Genomic DNA, 21,423 nt, shown 5'->3' on the forward strand with positions numbered 1-21,423 from the left:
AGTTTTGCAGACGGACAATGTATTTTAAAGCAATATCCGTACCAAAATCCGGCATCTTCAAATATTCATGAGTGAACGAATCAAAACCGGCGACGGCGGCATCATCCTGACCAATGCGGAAGACCTGATGAACTGGGCCCGCCTGTCGTCGCTATGGCCCATGGGCTTCGGTTTGGCGTGCTGCGCGATTGAAATGATGGCTACCTACGCGGCCAACTACGACCTCGAACGCTTCGGGATTATGCCGCGGCCTTCGCCCCGGCAGTCGGACGTGATGATCGTCGCCGGAACCGTCACTTTCAAAATGGCCGACCGTATCCGCCGGCTGTATGAACAAATGCCTGAACCGCGGTATGTGATCTCGATGGGCAGCTGCTCCAATTGCGGTGGTCCTTACTGGGAGCATGGATACCACGTCGTGAAGGGCGTCGACCGGATTATTCCCGTGGATGTATATGTACCCGGATGCCCGCCCCGGCCCGAGGCGCTGATCGGCGGCTTTATGAAATTGCAGGAAAAAATCCGCGGCAAGCAGGAGCAGGTCCCCGAGCTGTTTCTGGAAATGGAAGCCGCAGGCCAGCCAGCCGCTTTATCCTAATCCTTTACTATGACTTTTCAGGAAATCACCGATATGATTGCCGGCCAGTTCCCGGAATACGCGATCACGGCCGAAACCAAGAACCCGCAGCCTGCTCTGGTTGTTCCGGTGCAGGGCATTGCTGCCATCTGCCGTTTTTTACATGAAGACGAAAGACTGTATTTCGATTACCTGGCCTGCATTACGGCCATCGATAACGGCACCGCCGCCGATACGATGGAGCTGATTTATAACCTTACTTCCATTCCCTACGGCCTGGATCTTACCCTGAAAGCCGTGTTCCCAAGAAATACAGCTGAGGCCTCCCTGCCATCCGTACCGACGGTGAGCCATATCTGGCGCACGGCCGACTGGCATGAACGCGAAGCCTTCGACCTGATGGGCATTACCTTCGAGGGACACCCTGATCTCCGCCGGATCCTGCTTCCCGAAGACTGGGAAGGCCATCCGCTCCGCAAGGATTACGATGCCCAGGAAAGGTACCATGGCATTTATGTCCGCTATGAAGATGGCAAGACACTGGAACCGTCCACTGACCCGGACAGAGCCTAGCTTTTGTTTTCTGTGCATTCGGGCAAATAATCATTCATATTTGGTAGCATGAAAAAGCCTCGTTATTTTTCGTTACCAAATTTTAATGATCACCCGCATGCGCTTCATCATACTGACAGCCCTCTTTCTCGGCTTTTTGCACTCAGCATTCGCAGTCACCGACTCACTTATTATAAAAGGTCGGATCAATAACCTCAACGGACGCCTCTACCGCCAGGCTCCGTTCATTACTTTTTCACGAAACAACATCCTGCAACCGCAATCGGAACTGAGCAAGCAGGCCGATTTGCAAGCCGACGGGACTTTCCGCGTGTCGCTTCCTATGCTTTTCCCGCAGGAGGAAATTTATATGGATTACGGCGGGAAGGCGTTCACTACCTTCCTCGGGTCGCCGGGGACAGTGGAAATTATTTTCAATGGTGATTCCATCGGGAGGGCTAAAAAGTTGTTTTACTTCGCCGGAGCCAATGCCGACGCCAATAATCAATATCCGTTGTACCTGGCCGCAGAAAACCAGCGGTTGAACGGAAGCAGGACATTAGGTACCGATTTTTTCAAGTCATTTTGGGACAAAAGCCCGTCCGATGCCCGCTTTATCGCAGAAAGTCGCGGTGAATTTCGCCTCGGATCTGTAAAAGCTGCAACACAAAGCACGGTAACCTCACCCGTTTTGTACAATTGGGTCAAATCGGTGACGGATGAGGAACAGTTGCAGCTTTTGTATGAGCACGCATTGAGCAATCAGTACCAGGTCGGAAAGGCATTGCTCGACAGCCTCAAACGCCTGGACCGGGCTCCGCTAACCGGACAGCGCGTGATCTGGGCAAACCGGTTCGGTAACTACGCCGACCAGATGGTGGAAGGAAAGAAGTTCGATAATCCCAGCAGAACCAATTCCCTCCCAGTGAAACTAATGGCCGCGCTGATCCGCGACAATTCCAGAAACCTTTCTGCGGACGATCGCCAGCACCTGAACCAGATCGCAGCCAACGGCCTGGCCGAAAAAGGCGAGCTCGACTTCATGAACAAACTTTTTGCCCGTAATGAAATGGTCCTGAACCTGCTTTTCAACTACGAGCGCGAAAGCCGCATTTACGGGGATCTGTACGACAGCACCGCCACCGAGTTTCTCAAAGTACGTTACCTGGCCAAAAACCTTTACAAATACACCTACTCGCAGCAATTACTACTCAATAACCACATTAAGTCCCGCACAGGCATTCCACAGTTCAAGCAATCGCTTGACGAGATCATCCAGCTGGAAGTGAAGGACAGCGCGAATATCCGTAAGTTGGTGGATTTCAAAAACGTGCGCACCGCGCCGATCGAGGTATTGCCCGGCTACTACCTCAGCGCTTCAAACGACCGGGGTACTCCGTGGTTCAACGGCATTGTCGATGGATTGAAAGGAAAAACCATTTACCTCGTGAAGTGGAACATTGAGGATGCCAAGAGCCGTGAGGAACTGGATTTCATTCCGACACTGCAAGCCCGGCTCCCGGAAAACATCGTGTTCCTCTTCGTGCATTTCTCCACCGAGAACTACACGGTTTCGGACGCGATATTGCGGCAGTACATCGTTCGGCACCGATTAAAAGGCATTCACATGTCGATCGATGATAACCAGGCCATGGACCTGCTGTTCCGCCTCAACCCACTGGATTTCGCAACATTTTCCATTATCCGGCCTAACGGCAAGTTTGCCACCAAAAATGCCCCGGCACCAAGCGAAACAGAAAAGACGGCCAAGGCGCTGATCGAGGTCAACAGCCAGTAGTGTATACCTCGCATTGCTGCGTTTGCGTTAAGAAACAGTTGATTTGGAATCCGGATAGCCCATGTGCAAATATTTGCTGTTGTTTCTGATGCTTTCCTTCTGCGCGTCGGCACAAAACCCCGACAGCCTGGAAGTGCACAGCCGCGACAGTATCCGGTATACGAACCTCAAAGCCCGGATGTCGAAAACCAAGTTCTCGCGGGCTGTTTACCGGCTGCTTTTCAGGGACGTTTACAACCAGGGCAAGGTTACCGAGGTGAAGGAGATCGAAACCAACCCGTTTACCCCTTACGAGGGCATGGTGATCCGGAAAATCTACATCCGGCAATTGAACATTCTCGGCGAATCGGTTTATGATACCACCCGGAAAGGCAACCAGCTCGAAAGGTTTTTGAGTAAAAGTGTCCATACCAATACTCGGGAAGGTATTGTCCGGAAATCCTTCCTGCTGTTTTCGGAGGGTGACGATATCCAGGCGCATGTTTTAAAAGACACCGAACGTCTTTTGCGTTCCAACCGGATGTTCGTCGATGCGCGTATCATTGTCATTCCCCGAAAGGATGTTACCTGGATGGCCGACATTATCGTGCTCATTCAGGATGCCTGGTCGCTTAATTTCTCGGGGAGTTTCAGTTCCTTCAACAAATTCGGCCTGGGGCTTGAGAACATCAACGTCCGCGGGACCACGCATTCCCAGCGAACGGCCATTCGCTGGGATTCGAAGGATTCCGTGCGAAAGTTTCAATTCCGGGCCATTTACACTGTTCCTTATATCGGTAAAACCTTCATTACTGCCCAGGCCAGCCTGATCTTCGAGCGCGACCTGCAAGAGCAATCCATCCGGTTTAACCGCAGGTTTATTACAACGGAAACGAAATATGCCGGTGCTTTGGAAGTGGGCCACTATAAGACGAGGCAAGTCAAGCGGGAACTGCAATCGAAAGATTCGCTGACGCTGCTGGAGACCGACTACAAATATTATGATTTCTGGATCGGGCGGGCATTCAAATTCCCTTTCCCCGACAGCAAACTGGCCCAGAACTCCCGGATCGTAACCGCATTCAGGCATAACAAATACAACTACGACGAGCGACCAGAGGTGGCACCGAACCTCAACAAGAACTACTGGAACCGCACTGCGACGCTCATAAGCCTGGGATTTTCCAACCGGAACTACAAACGGGACGTCTTGATCTACGGTTTCGGACGAACGGAGGACGTGCCGGTAGGTAGCCTTTTCGCGCTCACCATCGGGCGCGAGAATACCGAATATGGCGCACGGGGCTACGGTGGTCTCCAATTCGCGACGGGCAAATACCTGCCCCATAACCTGGGTTACTTTTACGGACTGGCCAATTTGGGTACCTATTCCAAAAAAGGCGTTGCACAGCAAGGAGTTATCAATGGGGAGATTACCTATATCAGTAACCTGATCCCCTTCCGGCACAGCTTCTTCCGGCAATTTGTCAACATCCGATTTGCAAAAGGCATCAACAGAGACCCGCTGGATTATCTCAATATCAGCGGGAACCAGGGCATCAGGGGCATCAATAACGACCGGCTGATCGGCACCAAGAAGCTAACCATCGGAACTGAGACCGTGTTCTTCTCCGACAAAAGCCTTTTGGGTTTCCGTATCGCCTACTTCGTATTCGCGGATTTAGGCCTCGTCAATGGCGTTCCGCATCTCTGGAAGAGCCCGCTGTACCAGGGTTATGGGTTAGGCTTACGGCTCCGGAATGAAAATCTGACCTTCAATACCCTGCAGGTACGCTTCGGATATTACGTCAATATCCCCGAGCTTTCCTCACCCACCCGTTTCGCCGCTTCGGGCAACGTTCCCCTGCGCCTGCGCGACTTCGACATCTCCGCCCCGGCCATTGCGCCGTTCCAATAGCTTACAAGTCAATTTCACAACTTCCTGACTTACTGACCATTAATGACACCATTTTAAAATTTTACAGTTATTTCGGGCCACAACCTGTCCTTTTTCGGATATGAGAATTAACTTTGTGGAATTTTTGGACGTACCCCTGCTCAAAATCGTCAGGCAACTGCCAAAAGTTGTTCAAGTATTTCCTTCATTTCTACAAATTACCATTTACTGTGCCCAAAAATACGAGTATCAAATCCGTTCTGATTATCGGTTCAGGCCCCATCGTCATCGGTCAGGCGTGCGAGTTTGACTATTCTGGCTCTCAGGCAGCCCGTTCACTACGCGAAGAGGGGATTGAGGTAGTTCTGATCAACTCCAATCCTGCAACCATCATGACTGACCCTATCAGTGCAGATCATGTGTACCTGTTGCCACTCGAAAAGAAGTACATCGTTGAGATTCTGGAAAAACACAAGGCGATGGGCAAGCCCATCGACGCGGTACTTCCTACCATGGGAGGCCAAACGGCGCTGAACCTGGCTATCGATTGCGATAAGGCAGGTATCTGGAAAAAGTATGAGGTGGACATTATCGGTGTGGATATCAAAGCGATTGAAACGACCGAGGACCGGGAGAAATTCCGTCTGAAAATGCTCGAACTAGGCGTAAACGTGTGCCAGGGCCGCACAGCCCGCTCTTTCCTCGAAGGAAAAGAGATCGCACAGGAAATCGGCTTCCCGCTCGTAATCCGTCCTTCATTTACCCTGGGTGGTACAGGAGGTGGATTTGTGGAGAAAGAAGAAGATTTCGACAAAGCGCTTAACTACGGCTTGCACGCATCACCTGTACACGAGGTACTGGTGGAGCAAAGTGTAATGGGCTGGAAAGAATACGAGCTCGAATTGCTTCGCGACAGCAAAGGTAACTTCATCATTATTTGCTCGATCGAGAACTTCGACCCGATGGGTGTGCACACCGGCGACAGTATCACAGTAGCGCCTGCAATGACGCTTCCGGATACATTGTACCAGCAAATGCGCGACCTTTCGATCAAAATGATGAACGGTATCGGCAAATTTGCGGGTGGCTGTAACGTACAATTCTCGGTGAACCCCGCGGACGACAAGATCATCGCGATCGAAATCAACCCGCGTGTATCGCGTTCATCGGCATTGGCTTCGAAAGCGACGGGTTACCCTATCGCAAAAATCGCTGCGAAAATGGCGATCGGTTACGACCTCGACGAGCTCATCAACCCTATTACCGGCAGTACTTCCGCATTCTTCGAACCTTCGATCGACTATGTAATCGTGAAAGTTCCTCGCTGGAACTTCGATAAATTCAAAGGCGCTGATCGCTCACTGGGTCTTCAAATGAAGTCGGTAGGTGAAGCAATGGGTATCGGACGTAACTTCCAGGAGGCATTGCAAAAGGCTTGCCAGTCACTGGAAATCCGCCGCAATGGTTTGGGTGCCGACGGCCGCGAGCTTCGCGACCAGGAAGCAATCAAATACAGTCTGCAACACCCAAGCTGGGACCGCCTGTTCCACATTTATGATGCATTCAAAATAGGTCTGTCGTTCAAAACGATCCAGAACCTGACTAAAATAGATGCGTGGTTCCTCAAACAGATCGAAGAGCTGATCGAGCTGGAACACCAAATCGAGAAATTCGACCTTGAAGACCTGCCAAAAGACCTTCTTTTGACAGCGAAACAGAAAGGTTATGCCGACCGTCAGATCGCCCATTTGCTTGGTACCAAAGAAAGCAAGGTATACGATCGCCGGAAAGCATTGGGCATAAAGCGCGTGTACAAATGCGTTGATACCTGCGCGGCTGAGTTCGAAGCCAAAACACCTTACTACTACTCTACTTTCAATACCTCCCAGGAATTCCCTGACAACGAGTCGGTCGTAAGCGACCGCAAGAAGGTGATCGTATTGGGTTCCGGACCTAACCGTATCGGACAAGGGATCGAATTCGACTACTCTTGTGTACACGGTGTATTGGCCGCGAAAGAAGCCGGTTATGAAACGATCATGGTGAACTGTAACCCTGAAACCGTTTCAACCGACCCGGATATTTCCGACAAACTGTACTTCGAACCCGTTTTCTGGGAGCACGTTTTCGACATTATCGAGCACGAAAAGCCTGAGGGCGTAATCGTTCAACTCGGTGGTCAGACGGCCTTGAAAATGGCTGAGAAGCTCGAAAAATATGGCGTGAAGATCATCGGTACCGACTTCCACTCGCTCGACTGGGCAGAAGACCGCGGCCGTTTCTCGTCATTGCTCGAAGAACTGGGCATCCCTTATCCGAAATTCGGCACTGTAAGAGATTCCGATACTGCGGTGGAACTCTCGCGCACGCTGGGCTTCCCGCTGCTCGTTCGTCCAAGCTACGTTTTGGGTGGACAGAGCATGAAAATCGTGATCAACGAGAAGGAACTGGAACAGCATGTGGTAAAAATCCTGCACGACATTCCGGACAACAACATCCTCCTCGACCACTTCCTCGAAGGTGCATTGGAAGCAGAAGCTGACGCGATCTGCGATGGCGAAGACGCCTACATTATCGGTGTGATGGAACACATTGAGCCTGCGGGTATCCACTCCGGCGACTCTCACGCTGCATTGCCTCCATTCGACCTCACAGCCGACGAAATCCGTCAGATCGAAGAGCATACCCGCAAAATCGCACTGGCGATGAACGTGAAGGGGTTGATCAACGTACAATTTGCGGTGAAAGACGGCGTCGTGTACGTGATCGAGGCGAACCCGCGTGCGTCGCGTACCGTACCATTCATTTGCAAGGCCTACGAAGAGCCTTACGTGAATTACGCTACCAAGCTGATGCTGGGCGACAAGAAGGTGAAGGATTTCGATTTCAAACCGGTTAAAAATGGCTGGGCAATCAAGATTCCTGTATTCTCATTCAACAAATTCCCGAATGTGAACAAGGAACTGGGCCCTGAAATGAAATCGACCGGTGAAGCGATCTACTTCATCAAAGATTTGGAAGATGAGTTCTTTCAGAAAATCTACGGCGAAAGGAATCTTTACCTGAGCCGGTAGTAATAATGATTTGCAGTAACATCAAGCCTCGGAGTGATCCGGGGCTTTTTGCATTCAATGCATTTGTAAACCAGAATAAAATAGTGGTAACATTCCCCCCGGATAATTCTCCATTATGTGCTATTTTCGGGAATTAATTGTAACCACTCCCCTACATGTCTAAGTTTTACGCTTGCATTCTTGCAATGTGGCTTTGTATTCAATCGGCTGCATTTGCACAAACGCCTACAATTTCCTTCAATAGCGATTATTCCTGGAATGCCTGCCTGAACACGACCTACCGGTATGGCATCAACACGACAGGGACGTTCAATCCGGACAACAAATTTTCTATCCAGGTTCGCAAAGCCGAGACCCTCTCCGTTGTAGAAGAAGTTCCCGCGACACTTACCAACGGAAGGCTCGAATTCGTGCTTAAAGACTCTGTTGCGTATGCCAACATCTCTGTTCAGTTCAGGGCGCTCGCATCTTCTCCGAAAGTCCAGAGCGAATGGTCGTATGGCATTTTAGTGTATTCCAAAGGGCGTATCACCCTCAATCCCGACAACAGGCGTGATACGCTTAATACTTTCGACATCGTCGATATCAACTTTGCAGGTATCGGCATCGGTGATATACGCGTGACTTTGAACGATAGCAGCAAATTCAACTTATACGGCAATCCGGGAGGATTTACATCGTCCCAGGCGCTAACAGTGCCTGGGACTTATCCCCTATATAACATAGCTCACGCGGAAAACAACTGCGGGGCCATGCAAGTAAGCGGTCAATATCAACCCGTAATCAATTCAACATCTGTCAAAACTGTTTCGGTCTCGCCTACGCAAATTTGTGAGAACAGCGAGGTGAAAGTAACATTCTCAACGCAAGGAACTGCCTTCACCGCCCAAACCCGCTACCGGCTGCGCTTCAAAGAACTTTATCCGACCGGGACGCCCAAAGTGATTGAAGTGCCCGCCACGTTGCAAGGTAATTTTCTGGTTGGTACATTTCCCGCCTACGTGAAATTATCCAACAGCCAGCAATTAAGCGTCCAGGTTATTACAAGTAACCCTGCGACTGTATCTTCCATTGCACCGACCGCCTTGACACTATACCCCAAAACCGGCGCTAGTTTCAGTACACCCAGCCAAACCGTGGATATCAACTCCTCCATTTATTTGTCTGTGAAAACCTACGGTGTGCCTCCCTTTTCGGTGGAACTGACCGACGGCAACAAGGCAACTTCTTTCTATGGCGATATTTCCTTCCAGATTTCGCCGACTGTCGACAAAAATTACAGCATTAAATCCGTCACTTCGGCTTGCGGCACGGTTGATATCACCGAACCCGAGGTCGTACGGATCAAAGTGCGCCCTGGCATCCGGTTCGCCGAAGGCAAGCAAGTAGTTTGCGCAGGGCCAAATATGCGTGTTAAATTCGTGAGTAGTGCGCAGCTTACCGACGCGACCAGGTTTAAGATCGGGGTCAGTCCAGGCAATGGCACCAGGTTTTTCATCGATGCAAAACGCTCTGGCGACTACCTTGAATTTGCATGGCCTGCCGGTCAAAGCGGCTCCTACTACCACCAATACCAGATTATAACCACTAATCCAAGCCTCGAATCGCAGCCTACTTCTGATCTGGTTGTTCAAACTACCCCGACAATACGTTATTCGGTCAGCGGCTGGGGGTCCACGACATTAACCATACCCTCCCGAGTTTCGCTCAACTATGGTCTGGATGGCGGCGGCCCCTATACGCTGGAAGAAGCCGACGGCACGATCAAGACCACACAGTACTCCGACATCGGAGGGGTCCAAATGTTTGTTAGGCAAACGACTGAATATAAAGTCAAATCGGTGTCTAATGGATGTTTCAAAAATGATAATCCAGCCAGTGTAACACTAAAATTACAACCGGGCAGCGAGCCGGCTGCTTACATTGAGCCTCTCAAAAATGCGATTTGCAACAACGACAGCCTGGAAATAACTTTCGGCACGGTGGGGCAATTCGGCGCGGGAAACAAATTCAGCATTCAAGTTAACCAGCCATGCTGCGACTTCAGTACACTGCGAGTGGTGGAGCAAGGCGGAAAGTATAAAGTGAAAGTAGCCATTACCCAGTATTTTCCCTATGAACTGGAATTTCGGATCGCCTCTTCGAATCCGGTGCTTTTCAGCAATGTCGAGCGCATCAGGCTACATACTCCGCTAACGGAATTCTCTCTTTCGCCACAGGGGCGGCCAGAAGACCCTCAGCGATACATTATCAATCCAACTCCCGCACAACTGTACCTGGGGTCGAACTCCCAGATTCAGAGTGTTACCTATACCGAAAACGGCGTGGAGAAAAAAACTGTATTTAGCCAGAATGTCAACTCTGTATACGTAACACCAAAGTCGGGTGAAACGAGTACTTACGTAGTAAAAACGGCTTCCAATGAGTGTGGAACGTTCCCCGTCGACAAGACAGCTTATTACCGGGCTATGCCTGGCCTTTTACAGATTACCTCATTACAGTCGCAGGTATATTGCACAGGAACACCACTCAGCCTTTCTTTCGATCTTGTAGAAGGAGTTGAAATCGGCGACCCAACATATTCACTCGAAATTTCTCCCGTAAACACCTTCGATTTCAAAGCATTGGTGACCGGGCAGAAAGGCAAGCGATTCAACACGCTAATTCCGGATGAGTTGCCCACAGGCAATTACAGCCTGCGCGTCGTGTCATCGGACGGCTCCAGGTCAGAGCCGCAGAGCATTCAAGTCTCAACACCTGTAAAGGCTACGCTGACGGCGGATAACTCACAGGCGGACCCGGTAAAGGTAGACGCGGGACAAAGCGTCGTATTGCGAATCCGTACGGAAGGAGCGCCTCCGATTATCGGTATTCTTAGCGACAACACCCGCCAGGAACTCTACAACGAGCAGGGCTGGTATGTCTATCCCAGAAAAAGCCAGGAGTACAGTATCCTTTCGATAAGTAATGTATGCGGTTACGGCACAGCGACCGGAAAAGTAAACGTGTCGGTAAATCCTAAACTTGTAGCCAATACCTCGTCGTGGAGTGTCTGCGAAGGGGGGTCGATCAATGTTGACTATGAGCTGATGGGGGATGTGAACCTTTCCGACGGCTATGTGCACTTTTCGATCGTAGACCAAAATAATAAAAGTACGATCCGCCTCGACTCCACGCGCACGCTCAAAGGCAGTATGTTGTTGAAACTGCCCAACACGTTACCTGGCAGCTATTATGTCATTGTTTGTTCGGTGCCTAAATATGGTCTCACTGCTAATTTGGGGGTGAGCGTCACCACGAAACCCAACGTAACACTGTATGGCAACACAACAATCAACAGCGGCGAAAGTACGCAGCTGGTGATCCGGTCCAATAAATACAATACTGATGCCCCTAATTTCGTCCTGTCGGATGGCACTAAGGGCAGCATTTACACCGGCGTAGGAGCTCTTAATAATATCAATGTCTCTCCAACGAAAACCACCACCTACACCATTGCCTCCATCACCAACGCGTGCGGTAATGGAATCGCAACCGGATCCGCGACGGTCGAAGTCAACCCACCTTCGGAGCGTACTGTCACAGTTACCAGGATCATCACCAAATCGGGTTTTAACGCGTGCACGGGCGATACCATCGGTGTTGATTACAAGACAGCCGGAACATTCTCCGCCGGCAATACTTTTACAGTACAAATTTCGGACAGCACCGGACGGAATTTCCGGAATATAACGACCATCGGAAACGCCAAACCCATCCAGGCTGTCGTGCCGGGAGACCTCTCTCCCACTGCGCAATACCGCATCCGGGTAACTGGATCCGACCCGAACACAGGCAGCGGCGCCTTCGGAGCACCGCTTACTGCGATGCAAAAAGCGCGGGCCCGTTTCGCATCCGAAACCGTGATCTTCGATGGCGTCAACAACCCGAAGGTAACTGTTCTACTTGGCGGCGGCGGTCCATGGTACTACCAGTTCGGCACCGATGGCTCGGTGATGAACCGGCAAGCTTACACCTCTACCGACGTCGTTGAATTATTTCAGGCATCCCCCAGCCAGTATTATCGGCTGTTCCGGGTTTCTAATGGCTGCGGCATCGGTATCATCGAGTCCCCGTCTACGGTAAAAGTGGAAGTAATAACCGCAACGGAACCAAATGCACCAGCATTCCACGTCGTTGTCGCACCAAATCCTGTACAGGACATCCTTACGGTAAAGTCTGAAAACAGCGATGAGAAAAACATTCAGCTTATTTCGCAAAATGGTACAGTTGTCCACACTATCAAAACCCGCAGGCGGGATGAAGCCCTTGATATCCGTAGCCTTTCCCCCGGCATTTACCTGCTTCAAGTAAATTCCAAAGGCAAGAATGCTACATTCAAGGTGATCAAGCAGTAAATGCATTGATACCAAACAAACGAAGCCCGGATCGCTCCGGGCTTCTTGCATTATATCGATTTCTAAATCTTCCTATTTCACTTCTTCATAATCCACATACTCCCCCCCTTTGAACCTCGACGACTCGCTGTTGTTCTGCGGAGGGCTGTCGACCCGGATTCCTCCCGGCTTCGTGCGGGCGCGCTCGGCTTGCTGTTGCGCGCGGTATGCTTTCTCCTGTTGCTTGATCAGCTGCCTGCCCACCAGCAAGTGGAAAAGGAAGCGCCGGAAAAATGGCACAAATGCAATCAGGAGCAGGAATATGAATAATATATTAAATAGCACTTTCATCTTTCAACAATGTTTTTTACCTCAATCAATAACGTAAACCTAACATAATTAGCACACGAATATAAGGAAAACCGCATGAAAGACGAAACCGTAAACTGAGCGGCGCTATCCGTTTACCAGCGGTTGTCTACGCCAGATCGACCGCTTTGCTGTTCTCTACCACGCGTTCGTAGTAGGCTTCGTAATGCGGCAGGATCTTCGCCACATCGAATTCACGCGCCCTTGCCAATGCATTCGCTTTGAAGGTAGGCAGGTTGGCATCGTCCAGGATGTAAGCGGCGTGCTTCACCATGTCTTCTACATCGCCCACGTCGCTCAAAAAGCCGGTTACTCCGTGCACGTTGAGTTCGGGCAGACCGCCCGCATTAGACGTAATGATAGGCACCTCGCAAGCCAGCGCTTCCAGCGCAGCCAATCCGAAGCTTTCGGATTCGGAAGGCATCAGGAACAGGTCGGCCACGGAGAGTACTTCTTCGATCGCGTCCAGCTTACCCAGGAAACGAACGTCCGAAAGCATATCCAGATCTTTGCAAAGGCGCTCGATGCGCATCCGGTCGGGGCCGTCACCTACAAGAAGCAGCTTGCTCGGCAGGAGCTTGCGCAGCTTTTCGAAGATCATGATCACGTCGTCGATCCTTTTCACTTTCCTGAAATTGGAAGTGTGGACGATCAGTTTCTCGTTGTTGGGGCAAATGGCGAGTTTGAAATGGTCTTTCTTCTGCCTGTTGAATCGGTCGAGGTCGATAAAATTGGGGATTACTTCAATGTCTTTGGTGATCTTGAAATGATCGTAGGTATCCTTTCTGAGCGAGTCGGAAACTGCGGTAATGCCATCCGACTGATTGATACTGAATGTTACCACCGGCTCGTAGGAAGGATCTTTTCCGACCAGGGTAATGTCTGTACCATGCAAGGTGGTGATCACCGGAATGTGAATGCCCTGCGCGGCGAGGATCTGCTTCGCGAGGTACGCCGACGACGCGTGGGGGATCGCATAATGTACGTGAAGCAAATCAAGGCCCGCATTGGCCACTACATGCACCATTTCGCTCGATAGCGCCGACTCGTAAGGCGGGTACTGAAACAGCGGATAGGCAGGTATATTTACTTCATGATAGTAGAGGTTCTCATTAAAAAAGTCCAGTCGTTGAGGCTGGGAATAGGTAATGAAATGAACCTGGTGGCCGGCTTTCGCAAGCGCTTTTCCAAGCTCGGTAGCTACCACACCGCTTCCTCCGAAGGTAGGATAGCATACGATACCAATTTTCATATTAAGTCAGCAAATGGTTGAACATCCGGGATGAACGGCCGTCCGGATAACGGCTCAAAATAGCTAACAACAAATGCACGTTTTTTATCCCACAAATGGATAAAGAAGTGAAGAATTGTCGTTAATGGGATAAAATGAATAATTTTATTGCCTAAACCTTCTTTTTCCAGCGTCAAACTTCATGAATGTGTCGGCCAGACCCAAGATCACAACGTGGGATTATGTCACCGGGAGTGCGCGTCTTGTGCGCATGACCAACCTCGTCATTGTGGCCCTGACACAGTACCTTACACGCATCCTGCTCATCGGCCCGCGCCATGAATGGAAGTCGATCGTGACCGACATCGATATGTTCGTGCTCTCGCTGTCAACGGTATGCATTGCCGCCGCCGGGTACATCATCAACGACTATTTCGATGTCAAAATCGACATTGTCAACAAACCTGAAAGAGTGGTGGTAGGCCGTTACCTGAAACGCCGCTGGGCCATGGGTGCCCACCAGGTGCTGAATGTCGTCGGTGCGATATTAGGTTTGGTTGTCAGCCCGTACGTCTTCATTATCAACGTATTCTCTATCACGTTGCTCTGGTTCTACTCCGAGCGTTACAAGCGGCTGCCATTCATCGGCAACTTCATCGTTTCGCTGCTTACGGGGCTTACGTTGCTCATACTCACCGTGCATTATCCGGCCAACAGGCATCTGGTATTCATTTATGCGGTCTTTTCCTTTTTTATTTCACTGATCCGCGAGGTGGTGAAAGACATGGAAGACATTCGCGGTGACGAAGCGCACGGCTGCCGCACGCTCCCCATCATCTGGGGTATCCGACGCACGAAAACATTCCTGTATTCGGTCATCGTGGTATTTGTGCTGACGCTGTTCGTCATGGCGCGTGCATTACAGAATAACTTGCTCACCCTCCTCTTCCTGCTGCTCCTGATCCCGATTGCATTACTCGTGCTGCGACTGTACCAGGCCGATACCCGCCGCGATTTCAAGGATATCAGCAGCCTTTGCAAGATCGTGATGCTGCTCGGGCTGATCACCATGATCTGGGCCTGACGCACCGATTAATTTAACAGTTCACGCCGTTTAATTGACCGGCTGAAAAGCTATATTTGGTTACCCCAAAACTAAATTGCTGTTACAGATATGAAAAAGTTAATCCTATGGAGCATCGCCTGCCTGATGATGCTCAGCCTGAGGGCATATGCCCAGGAATGCGCCGGTTTTGCCTTTAAAGAAGGAGGCGGATTTGAAATGAACAACTACGACGGCAAAGGCAAAGCGCTCGGCAAACTCACCTATAAAATTGCCAAAGTAGCCAAAGAAGGCAGCAACACAGTGGTAACGATTGATATGGAATCTTTCAACACGAAAGGTAAATCCGAGCTAAAAAACACTTACCAGATGAAGTGCGACGGAAATGTGCTGACGCTCGATGCAGCCTCGCTCATTAACCAGGAGCAGATGAAATCGTTTCAGAATATGGAAATGAAGTTTACCTACGACAATATCGAAATTCCCTCGAAGCTTTCGGTCGGCGAGAAGTTGAAAGACGCGGCCGTCAAAGGCGAAGGTAAATCCGGACCCATGCCGGTGGTTTTCAATATGTTTATCAAAAACCGGACGGTGGCAGGCCAGGAAAAGCTCACTATCGCTGCGGGCACTTATGATGTTTACAAAATCAATTCGGATATGAACATGGAAATGGTCATGGGTTTTCCGGTTAAAATGGAGATGCAGACCGTTTCGTACCGTGCCACCGGTGTTGTATGGGACCTCAAAACCGAGACGTATCGCAAAGGGAAACTGATGGGATATAGCGAACTGTCCAAAATATATTGATATCAGACAACTCAATATTAACATTTCCCTAAAGAACGGCTTCCGGTTCGTCGGCAAGCCGTTCTTTTTATAGCTTTGTCCGGGTATTTTTTCACCGATACTCCTTATCTATCATATATCAACTACGCTTAATAATGAAGAGAATTGCCATTTTTGCCTCCGGTTCAGGGTCCAATGCCGAAAAGATCTGCGAGCATTTCGCGGACCGCGACGACGTGGATGTGTCGCTGATTTTCACTAACAATCCTATGGCCGGAGTGATCAAAAGGGCGCTCAAATTACAGGTTCCGGTTGTGTTTTTTGACCGAAAAACGTTTTACCATACCGGGAAAATCCCCCAGATCCTCCAAAACGAAGGCATAGATCTGGTAGTACTGGCCGGTTTTATGATGCTCGTGCCGCCGGTACTGGTAGAGTCATTCCCGAACAAAATGATCAATATTCACCCGGCATTGCTGCCTAAATATGGCGGAAAAGGCATGTACGGGCATTTCGTACACGAGGCAGTGGTGAATGCAGGTGAAACCGAATCCGGTATCACGATCCATTATGTGAACGAGCATTACGATGAGGGTAACATCATTTTCCAGGCTAAATGCGAGGTCGTGCCCGGCGACACGCCCGACGACGTTGCGCGCAAAGTGCACGCACTCGAATACGCGCATTATCCGCGTGTGATCGACGAAATCCTTACAGGACGATAAACGCTGCATCATGCTGTTTTTCCTGCTCGCGGTAGTTTTCACTGTCATGCTCTACCTGATCATGCGCGCTTACCCGCGCTATCAGGTGGATTCGTTCCATGCGGTGGTTTTCAACTATTACTCCTGCGTGCTTACAGGCCTTGTGCTGACACCCGACCTGGGCCTTTTTACGCAGGTACAATGGGCCTCGGAAGGCACAATCCTTACGATGGCGCTGGGAGCGATGTTCGTCACGGCATTTATGCTCATAGGGCTTACTGCGCAAAAAGTGAGCGTAACAGCCACGTCGCTGGCAGGGAATATGTCGCTGGTGATCCCGGTGCTTTTCGGGCTTTTTGTTTTCAGAAACAATAATAAAGACTTTACGGCGCTCAATTACCTTGGGCTCGTGCTGGCGCTCGTCGCGTTGGCATTGGGGGCGATCCAGCGTTCGCCCCAATCATCCGACACAGCAAATGGCCGCCAGGCCGCCAGGCAGGCATTATGGATTTTGCCGGTACTGACATTCTTTGCCACCGGCACAAACAATACGCTGATCAATTTTTTATCTTCCAGGTATTACCCCGCCGGCCAGATCACCGTTTTCATGATCATCGCCTGTTTTGGCGCCGTGGTGATCGGCACTTCCATCCTCATTTACCGCATCATTGCGCACGGCCATTCACTGAAACTCCGGAGCGTCGTCGGTGGGCTGGTGCTGGGCGTACCCAACTTTTTATCGCTCTATTTTCTGTTGCTCGCGCTCGCGGCATTCGGGAATAGCGCGGCTTACGTTTTTCCGATCTACAACATCCTGACCATGCTCGTTTCGGCCCTTGCGGCCTGGGCATTATACAAGGAACGTCTCAATACGCTGAATAAGTGGGGACTGGTACTGGCGGTAGCGGCCATTGTGCTGATTTCCTACCAGGAACTGAACCTGTGATCCCGCAAGCGCTGTTTACTGACCATGACCGACACCGCCATCCTGCATATTCCCGAGCAAGACAAACCGCTCAACAAAAAACAAAAGGAGTTCAATATTCTTTCCGACACGATCGAGGCGCTCGACCGCCAGATCGCCGACCTTCAACAGGCTTACGATGAAATGCTGCGGCGGATCCCATCCGACCTCGATCCCCTTGTGCGGGAATACCAGGGTTACCGGGCCGATATTGTCAACCTATGGGACCGTACCTACGAAGCGGAGCATTTCCGGAAAGCCTACCAAACCAAACTGGCCTTCCTGATCACCGAGAATGCCTACGACCTCATTAAAAATCACGCGCTGTCCGATCTGAAACCTGTTTTTAACAAATACAGCCCGGTGGACATTGATGTGCTGCTGGAAGAAGAGCGCCTGAGAGAAGTTTCCCGCATTAAAGACCCCGCTTTTTTATTGGAAAGTGCGTATGAGCCAGAACCCGAAGTATCGTTTCACGAGCTGTCGGAAGAAGAGCAGCAACGCATTAAGGCGGAAAGACGGGAACAGCGCATGGATCAGCGTACACGGGAAGCTCAGCAGGCCAAAACCACAAAATCGGTGCGGAGTGTGTACATGGAGCTCGTGAAAACCTTCCATCCCGACCGGGAAACAGACGAGGCCGAAAAGCTGCGTAAAACAGAGACCATGCAGCGCATTACGAAGGCGTACCAGGCCAACAACCTGCTCGATCTCCTGAAACTGCAAATGGAGCTTGAACAGACCGACCGCAACGGGCTTGAAAACCTCAACAAAAACCAGCTGAGTTATTACAACAAAATCCTTAAACAACAAGTAGAAGAGCTGGATCAGCAAAAAACCGCGATTCAGCAGAAGATTTCGGCTATCTGTGGCCTACCCTGGCAGCACGCCAATTCCCAGGTAACCGTTATCGCGAAATTCAATACCAATATCAACGAGTTGAAGGCCGAGATCAAGAATATCAAGAAGGTATATAAACACTGGCTAGTTCCGTCGCAGCTCAAAGCCTATCTCAAACCATTCCAGATCCCCAACCAGCCCGAAGACGACTCCGATGAATAGCCGGAAAACGGCAGTTTTTGCGGGAAACGTATACAATGCGTAGATGTTTTTCCACGATATTCAACATTCATTTAAATGTGATTTTATAAATACAGCTACACACGTTGCTAATGTTTAGCTGGTTAGGCGAAATGACGCACAAAATGCGCCAGTGGCATATAATTTGTGTTTATCGGCATTGACGCACCCAAACTCACATTTAAATGAAAAATTGCATTTTTTTGCTGCTCGTAGTCGTATTTTGTAGCTCACGGGCACAAGCTCAGGAAAACGTTTCCATCGGCCCGCTGGTAGGATTATCGATTGCCAACTTCCGCGGCGATGTTGCTAACACCGATTGGAAACCCGGATTGACCATTGGCGGCTTCTACAATTACAGCTCCGAATCAGGCTTTGGTTTCAGCGGCCAGTTGCTTTTCACGCAGCTCGGTGCACAGATCAACAACAAAACCAATGAAATTAACCTAAACTACATCCAGGCTCCATTGCTGGCTACCTTCTTTTTCGGGCGTTACGGCGACCGCCTGCGGCCTAAGATTTTTCTCGGCCCTAACCTCAACTTCCTGGTTGGTGCAAGGGACAAGAACGGCAACAACATCAATGGAGACTCCAACAACCGCATTTACGCTCCGTTTGACCTTGGCCTTACTTTCGGGGGTGGATTGAACTACCGCCTGCAACAAAAGATATGGCTGAACTTCGATGTACGGTACGGCGTCGGATTGCTCGATGTCACAAGGCTCGACAATGCGAAAATCAGAAACAACAACTGGGGTATCAATGTGGGGTTGAGCTTCCCGCTCGGCACCTACAACAAGCATACCGGAAGGCTACGTACGCGCTGACACACTATAATCCATGAATAGAAGGGCATCCAAATTTGAGTGCCCTTCTTTACTTTTGCTACCGGTAGGTTTTAACGCACACTGCCTATGCTTCAAAAGGATTTGTTGAAAATTAGCAAATGGGGCTTGGGAGCTGCCGTGCTGATCTGGATGATCGGCTGGCTGATGCTGATTCCCGAAGATTTATCTGCCCAAATAGCCGCTATCTCGGCCGAAGCGGTAAAGAATGGTCGTTTGGATGAACAAACGGGCATTTCTCCGCCGATTATTTCATTCTCCGTCGGCGCTATGAGGCTTTTCGGTGTCAATCAGTTGTCGCTGCATATTCCTGGGTTCCTGGCTATTCTGTTCAGTTTGTTTTGTACCTACCGCTTCACGCGCGCGCTTGCGGGTGCAGCGCCGGCCGTGCTTTCCGTGCTGATATTGGGCACGTCGCAAGCTACATTTCTGGTCAACAATGAACTGGGGGATTCGAGCTACCTGGCGGCATGCTTCATTTTCGCATTGTGGCAACTCAACGCCTACCTCGAAACCCGGAAAGTGATCAGCCTGCTGCTTTCGCTTGTCGGGATCGCCGGTTTGATATGGGTTAAAAACACTTTCCCCGACACTTCAAACCAGTGGCCGGTGGATCCGCTGCTGACGTTGCTCGTGACATTCTCTCCCTGGACGATCTTTTTCATTCTCGCGATAATCGATCTCGTGCAGCGGGTTATTTTTCCAGATCAAGGCAAAGAGCAGAAGCATGAACTGATTATCCTGCTCTCGATTATCATGCCCTTTATTTTTGCCTATCTCAACCCATTCAGGGCAACTTTTGACGTATATATGGCCTACCCGGTGGCAGCGGTGGTGACGGCCATCTATATGATCCGCCGTCTTGAAAGCGTTCCAGATACTTTCTCGGGATTACTGGCGTATTTGCACGCAGTAGCCGCATATACCGCTCTCGCGCTGCTGTTTTGCCTGGTGTGGTTCACATTTCCGGCCGACAATTATTATGGCCTCGTTCATTTCATGGCACTCCTCGCCGTTCTCACCTGGCTCATTTTCTTTTCGTCTGTCCGTAACAAGCTCATCGCTGGTTGTGTGGTGTTTGCAATCGGCGCCAATATCGTGCTGACGACCTATTTTTACCCCAATATCTACGAGTACCAGGCCCCTGCCAAGCTAGGCATCATCGCCAGGGCAAACGGCGCTTCACATGAGCAGCTTTTCAGTTATCAGGCCGGGACACCTTACAGCCTTCGCTTTTACTCGGGTACACAGGTGACCGAAATGGACGACTTTGGAAAACTGGTTGGGATGAAAAATTGTCTGGTTTACACGCACCAGAACTTCGTGGGGGAATTCAAGGCTATCCGGCCCGATCTGCAAATCCTCGGAAGCTGCGAGGAATACCCCAGAAGAATCCTCGACTTCCGCTTTCTGGACCCGAATACCAGAGCTTCCTATGTGCAATCCAAGGTGTTGATCAAGCTATAAATCAACCATATACATTGGTCTAAAATATAGTTTTCAAATTTTACTTTGAAATACAAAGTACTTTTATAATTTTGAGCAATCAAACTTAAACGATCACCTGCCTTATGCAAACCATTAACACCAGATTGTCGCCCTGCCATATTGTGGCCGTCGGCGTGCTTGTTCCGCTGCTACTCACCTGTCTTGCCCTCTGGCAATGGAAACCGGGCGTTTTTGTGCTCGCGTCGGTACTCGCGCTCGGGGGCGCACGCATCGCCTACGAGCTACTTATTATGAAGAAAATGAGTAACCGGGCTTATCAACTGGCTTTCGGGCTCGCCGTCGTTGCGGTAGCGCTGTTAGTTTGGATAAATGTGGCAGTAGGTGGCATTCTGGGCGACAACCCTGCAAATATGATGTATTTCGGAGTGTTGCTGGTGGGACTTGCAGGCGCCATTATCTCGCGGCTCGAACCTAAGGGAATGTCGCACGCATTATTTGCGACGGCATTTGCTATGGTACTAGTGCCGTTGGTAGCCTGGGCTATCGGCACGCCTGCGTTTGCGAACGGATTGGCTGCCGTCTTTGGCTTGCATGCATGTTTTGGCTGGTTATTTGCGGGATCCGCATTGTTGTTCAGGCGCGCCGCGCTTTCTCCGCACGAGTAGATAAAACGACTTGC

General features: G+C 50.3%; 16 protein-coding genes. 14 read left to right on the forward strand and 2 right to left on the reverse strand.

Annotated elements, in window-relative coordinates:
* The first annotated feature begins 67 nt into the window (after window positions 1-67).
* The 6 genes from nuoB (at window position 68) to CLV60_RS27120 (ending at window position 12,274) form a co-directional block, all read left to right on the forward strand.
* Window positions 68-598, forward strand: coding sequence for an NADH-quinone oxidoreductase subunit NuoB (gene nuoB, locus CLV60_RS27095; RefSeq protein ID WP_106598529.1), 531 nt, complete (start codon window positions 68-70; stop codon window positions 596-598).
* Window positions 599-607: 9 nt separating this feature from the next.
* Window positions 608-1,150 carry an NADH-quinone oxidoreductase subunit C gene (locus tag CLV60_RS27100; protein WP_106598530.1) on the forward strand — a complete coding sequence of 181 codons (543 nt, stop codon included), beginning with the start codon at window positions 608-610 and terminating at the stop codon, window positions 1,148-1,150.
* 97 nt (window positions 1,151-1,247) lie between these two features.
* Window positions 1,248-2,927 (forward strand): hypothetical protein, encoded by a 1,680-nt coding sequence (locus CLV60_RS27105; protein WP_229211149.1) that lies wholly within the window; start codon window positions 1,248-1,250, stop codon window positions 2,925-2,927.
* Between the two features lie 61 nt (window positions 2,928-2,988).
* Window positions 2,989-4,824: a BamA/TamA family outer membrane protein gene (locus CLV60_RS27110; RefSeq protein ID WP_106598532.1), complete on the forward strand. Its 1,836-nt coding sequence runs from the start codon at window positions 2,989-2,991 to the stop codon at window positions 4,822-4,824.
* 209 nt (window positions 4,825-5,033) lie between these two features.
* The gene (carB, locus tag CLV60_RS27115; RefSeq protein WP_106598567.1) at window positions 5,034-7,877 is read left to right on the forward strand and encodes a carbamoyl-phosphate synthase large subunit; all 2,844 of its coding nucleotides are present in this window, start codon (window positions 5,034-5,036) and stop codon (window positions 7,875-7,877) included.
* Between the two features lie 155 nt (window positions 7,878-8,032).
* Window positions 8,033-12,274: a T9SS type A sorting domain-containing protein gene (locus tag CLV60_RS27120; protein WP_106598533.1), complete on the forward strand. Its 4,242-nt coding sequence runs from the start codon at window positions 8,033-8,035 to the stop codon at window positions 12,272-12,274.
* A 72-nt stretch (window positions 12,275-12,346) separates the two neighbouring features.
* On the opposite strand, the gene CLV60_RS27125 is transcribed toward CLV60_RS27120, so the two are convergent.
* Both CLV60_RS27125 and bshA read right to left on the reverse strand, forming a co-directional pair.
* A complete protein-coding gene (locus CLV60_RS27125; protein WP_106598534.1) occupies window positions 12,347-12,604 on the reverse strand; it encodes a DUF4834 family protein in 258 nt (85 codons plus the stop codon).
* A 127-nt stretch (window positions 12,605-12,731) separates the two neighbouring features.
* Window positions 12,732-13,874: an N-acetyl-alpha-D-glucosaminyl L-malate synthase BshA gene (bshA, locus tag CLV60_RS27130; RefSeq protein ID WP_106598535.1), complete on the reverse strand. Its 1,143-nt coding sequence runs from the start codon at window positions 13,872-13,874 to the stop codon at window positions 12,732-12,734.
* Window positions 13,875-14,055: 181 nt separating this feature from the next.
* Between bshA and CLV60_RS27135 the strand changes: the two genes are divergently transcribed.
* The 8 genes from CLV60_RS27135 (at window position 14,056) to CLV60_RS27170 (ending at window position 21,409) form a co-directional block, all read left to right on the forward strand.
* A complete protein-coding gene (locus CLV60_RS27135) occupies window positions 14,056-14,937 on the forward strand; it encodes a geranylgeranylglycerol-phosphate geranylgeranyltransferase (RefSeq protein ID WP_106598536.1) in 882 nt (293 codons plus the stop codon).
* A gap of 90 nt (window positions 14,938-15,027) precedes the next feature.
* Window positions 15,028-15,723, forward strand: a complete 696-nt coding sequence (locus tag CLV60_RS27140; RefSeq protein WP_106598537.1) for a TapB family protein — start codon at window positions 15,028-15,030, stop codon at window positions 15,721-15,723.
* A gap of 134 nt (window positions 15,724-15,857) precedes the next feature.
* Window positions 15,858-16,427 carry a phosphoribosylglycinamide formyltransferase gene (gene purN / locus CLV60_RS27145; protein WP_106598538.1) on the forward strand — a complete coding sequence of 190 codons (570 nt, stop codon included), beginning with the start codon at window positions 15,858-15,860 and terminating at the stop codon, window positions 16,425-16,427.
* Window positions 16,428-16,437: 10 nt separating this feature from the next.
* Window positions 16,438-17,352 carry a hypothetical protein gene (locus CLV60_RS27150; RefSeq protein WP_106598539.1) on the forward strand — a complete coding sequence of 305 codons (915 nt, stop codon included), beginning with the start codon at window positions 16,438-16,440 and terminating at the stop codon, window positions 17,350-17,352.
* Between the two features lie 24 nt (window positions 17,353-17,376).
* Window positions 17,377-18,432, forward strand: coding sequence for a hypothetical protein (locus CLV60_RS27155; RefSeq protein WP_106598540.1), 1,056 nt, complete (start codon window positions 17,377-17,379; stop codon window positions 18,430-18,432).
* 203 nt (window positions 18,433-18,635) lie between these two features.
* Entirely contained in the window at window positions 18,636-19,277 is a 642-nt protein-coding gene (locus CLV60_RS27160) for a porin family protein (protein WP_106598541.1), read from the forward strand.
* A gap of 87 nt (window positions 19,278-19,364) precedes the next feature.
* On the forward strand, window positions 19,365-20,762 hold the full coding sequence (locus CLV60_RS27165) for an ArnT family glycosyltransferase (RefSeq protein WP_106598542.1): 1,398 nt from the start codon (window positions 19,365-19,367) through the stop codon (window positions 20,760-20,762).
* Window positions 20,763-20,866: 104 nt separating this feature from the next.
* Window positions 20,867-21,409 (forward strand): hypothetical protein, encoded by a 543-nt coding sequence (locus CLV60_RS27170; protein WP_106598543.1) that lies wholly within the window; start codon window positions 20,867-20,869, stop codon window positions 21,407-21,409.
* The last annotated feature ends 14 nt before the right edge of the window (window positions 21,410-21,423 follow it).

Origin of the sequence: Dyadobacter jiangsuensis (assembly GCF_003014695.1) — a bacterium.
Taxonomy (GTDB): Bacteria; Bacteroidota; Bacteroidia; order Cytophagales; family Spirosomataceae; genus Dyadobacter; species Dyadobacter jiangsuensis.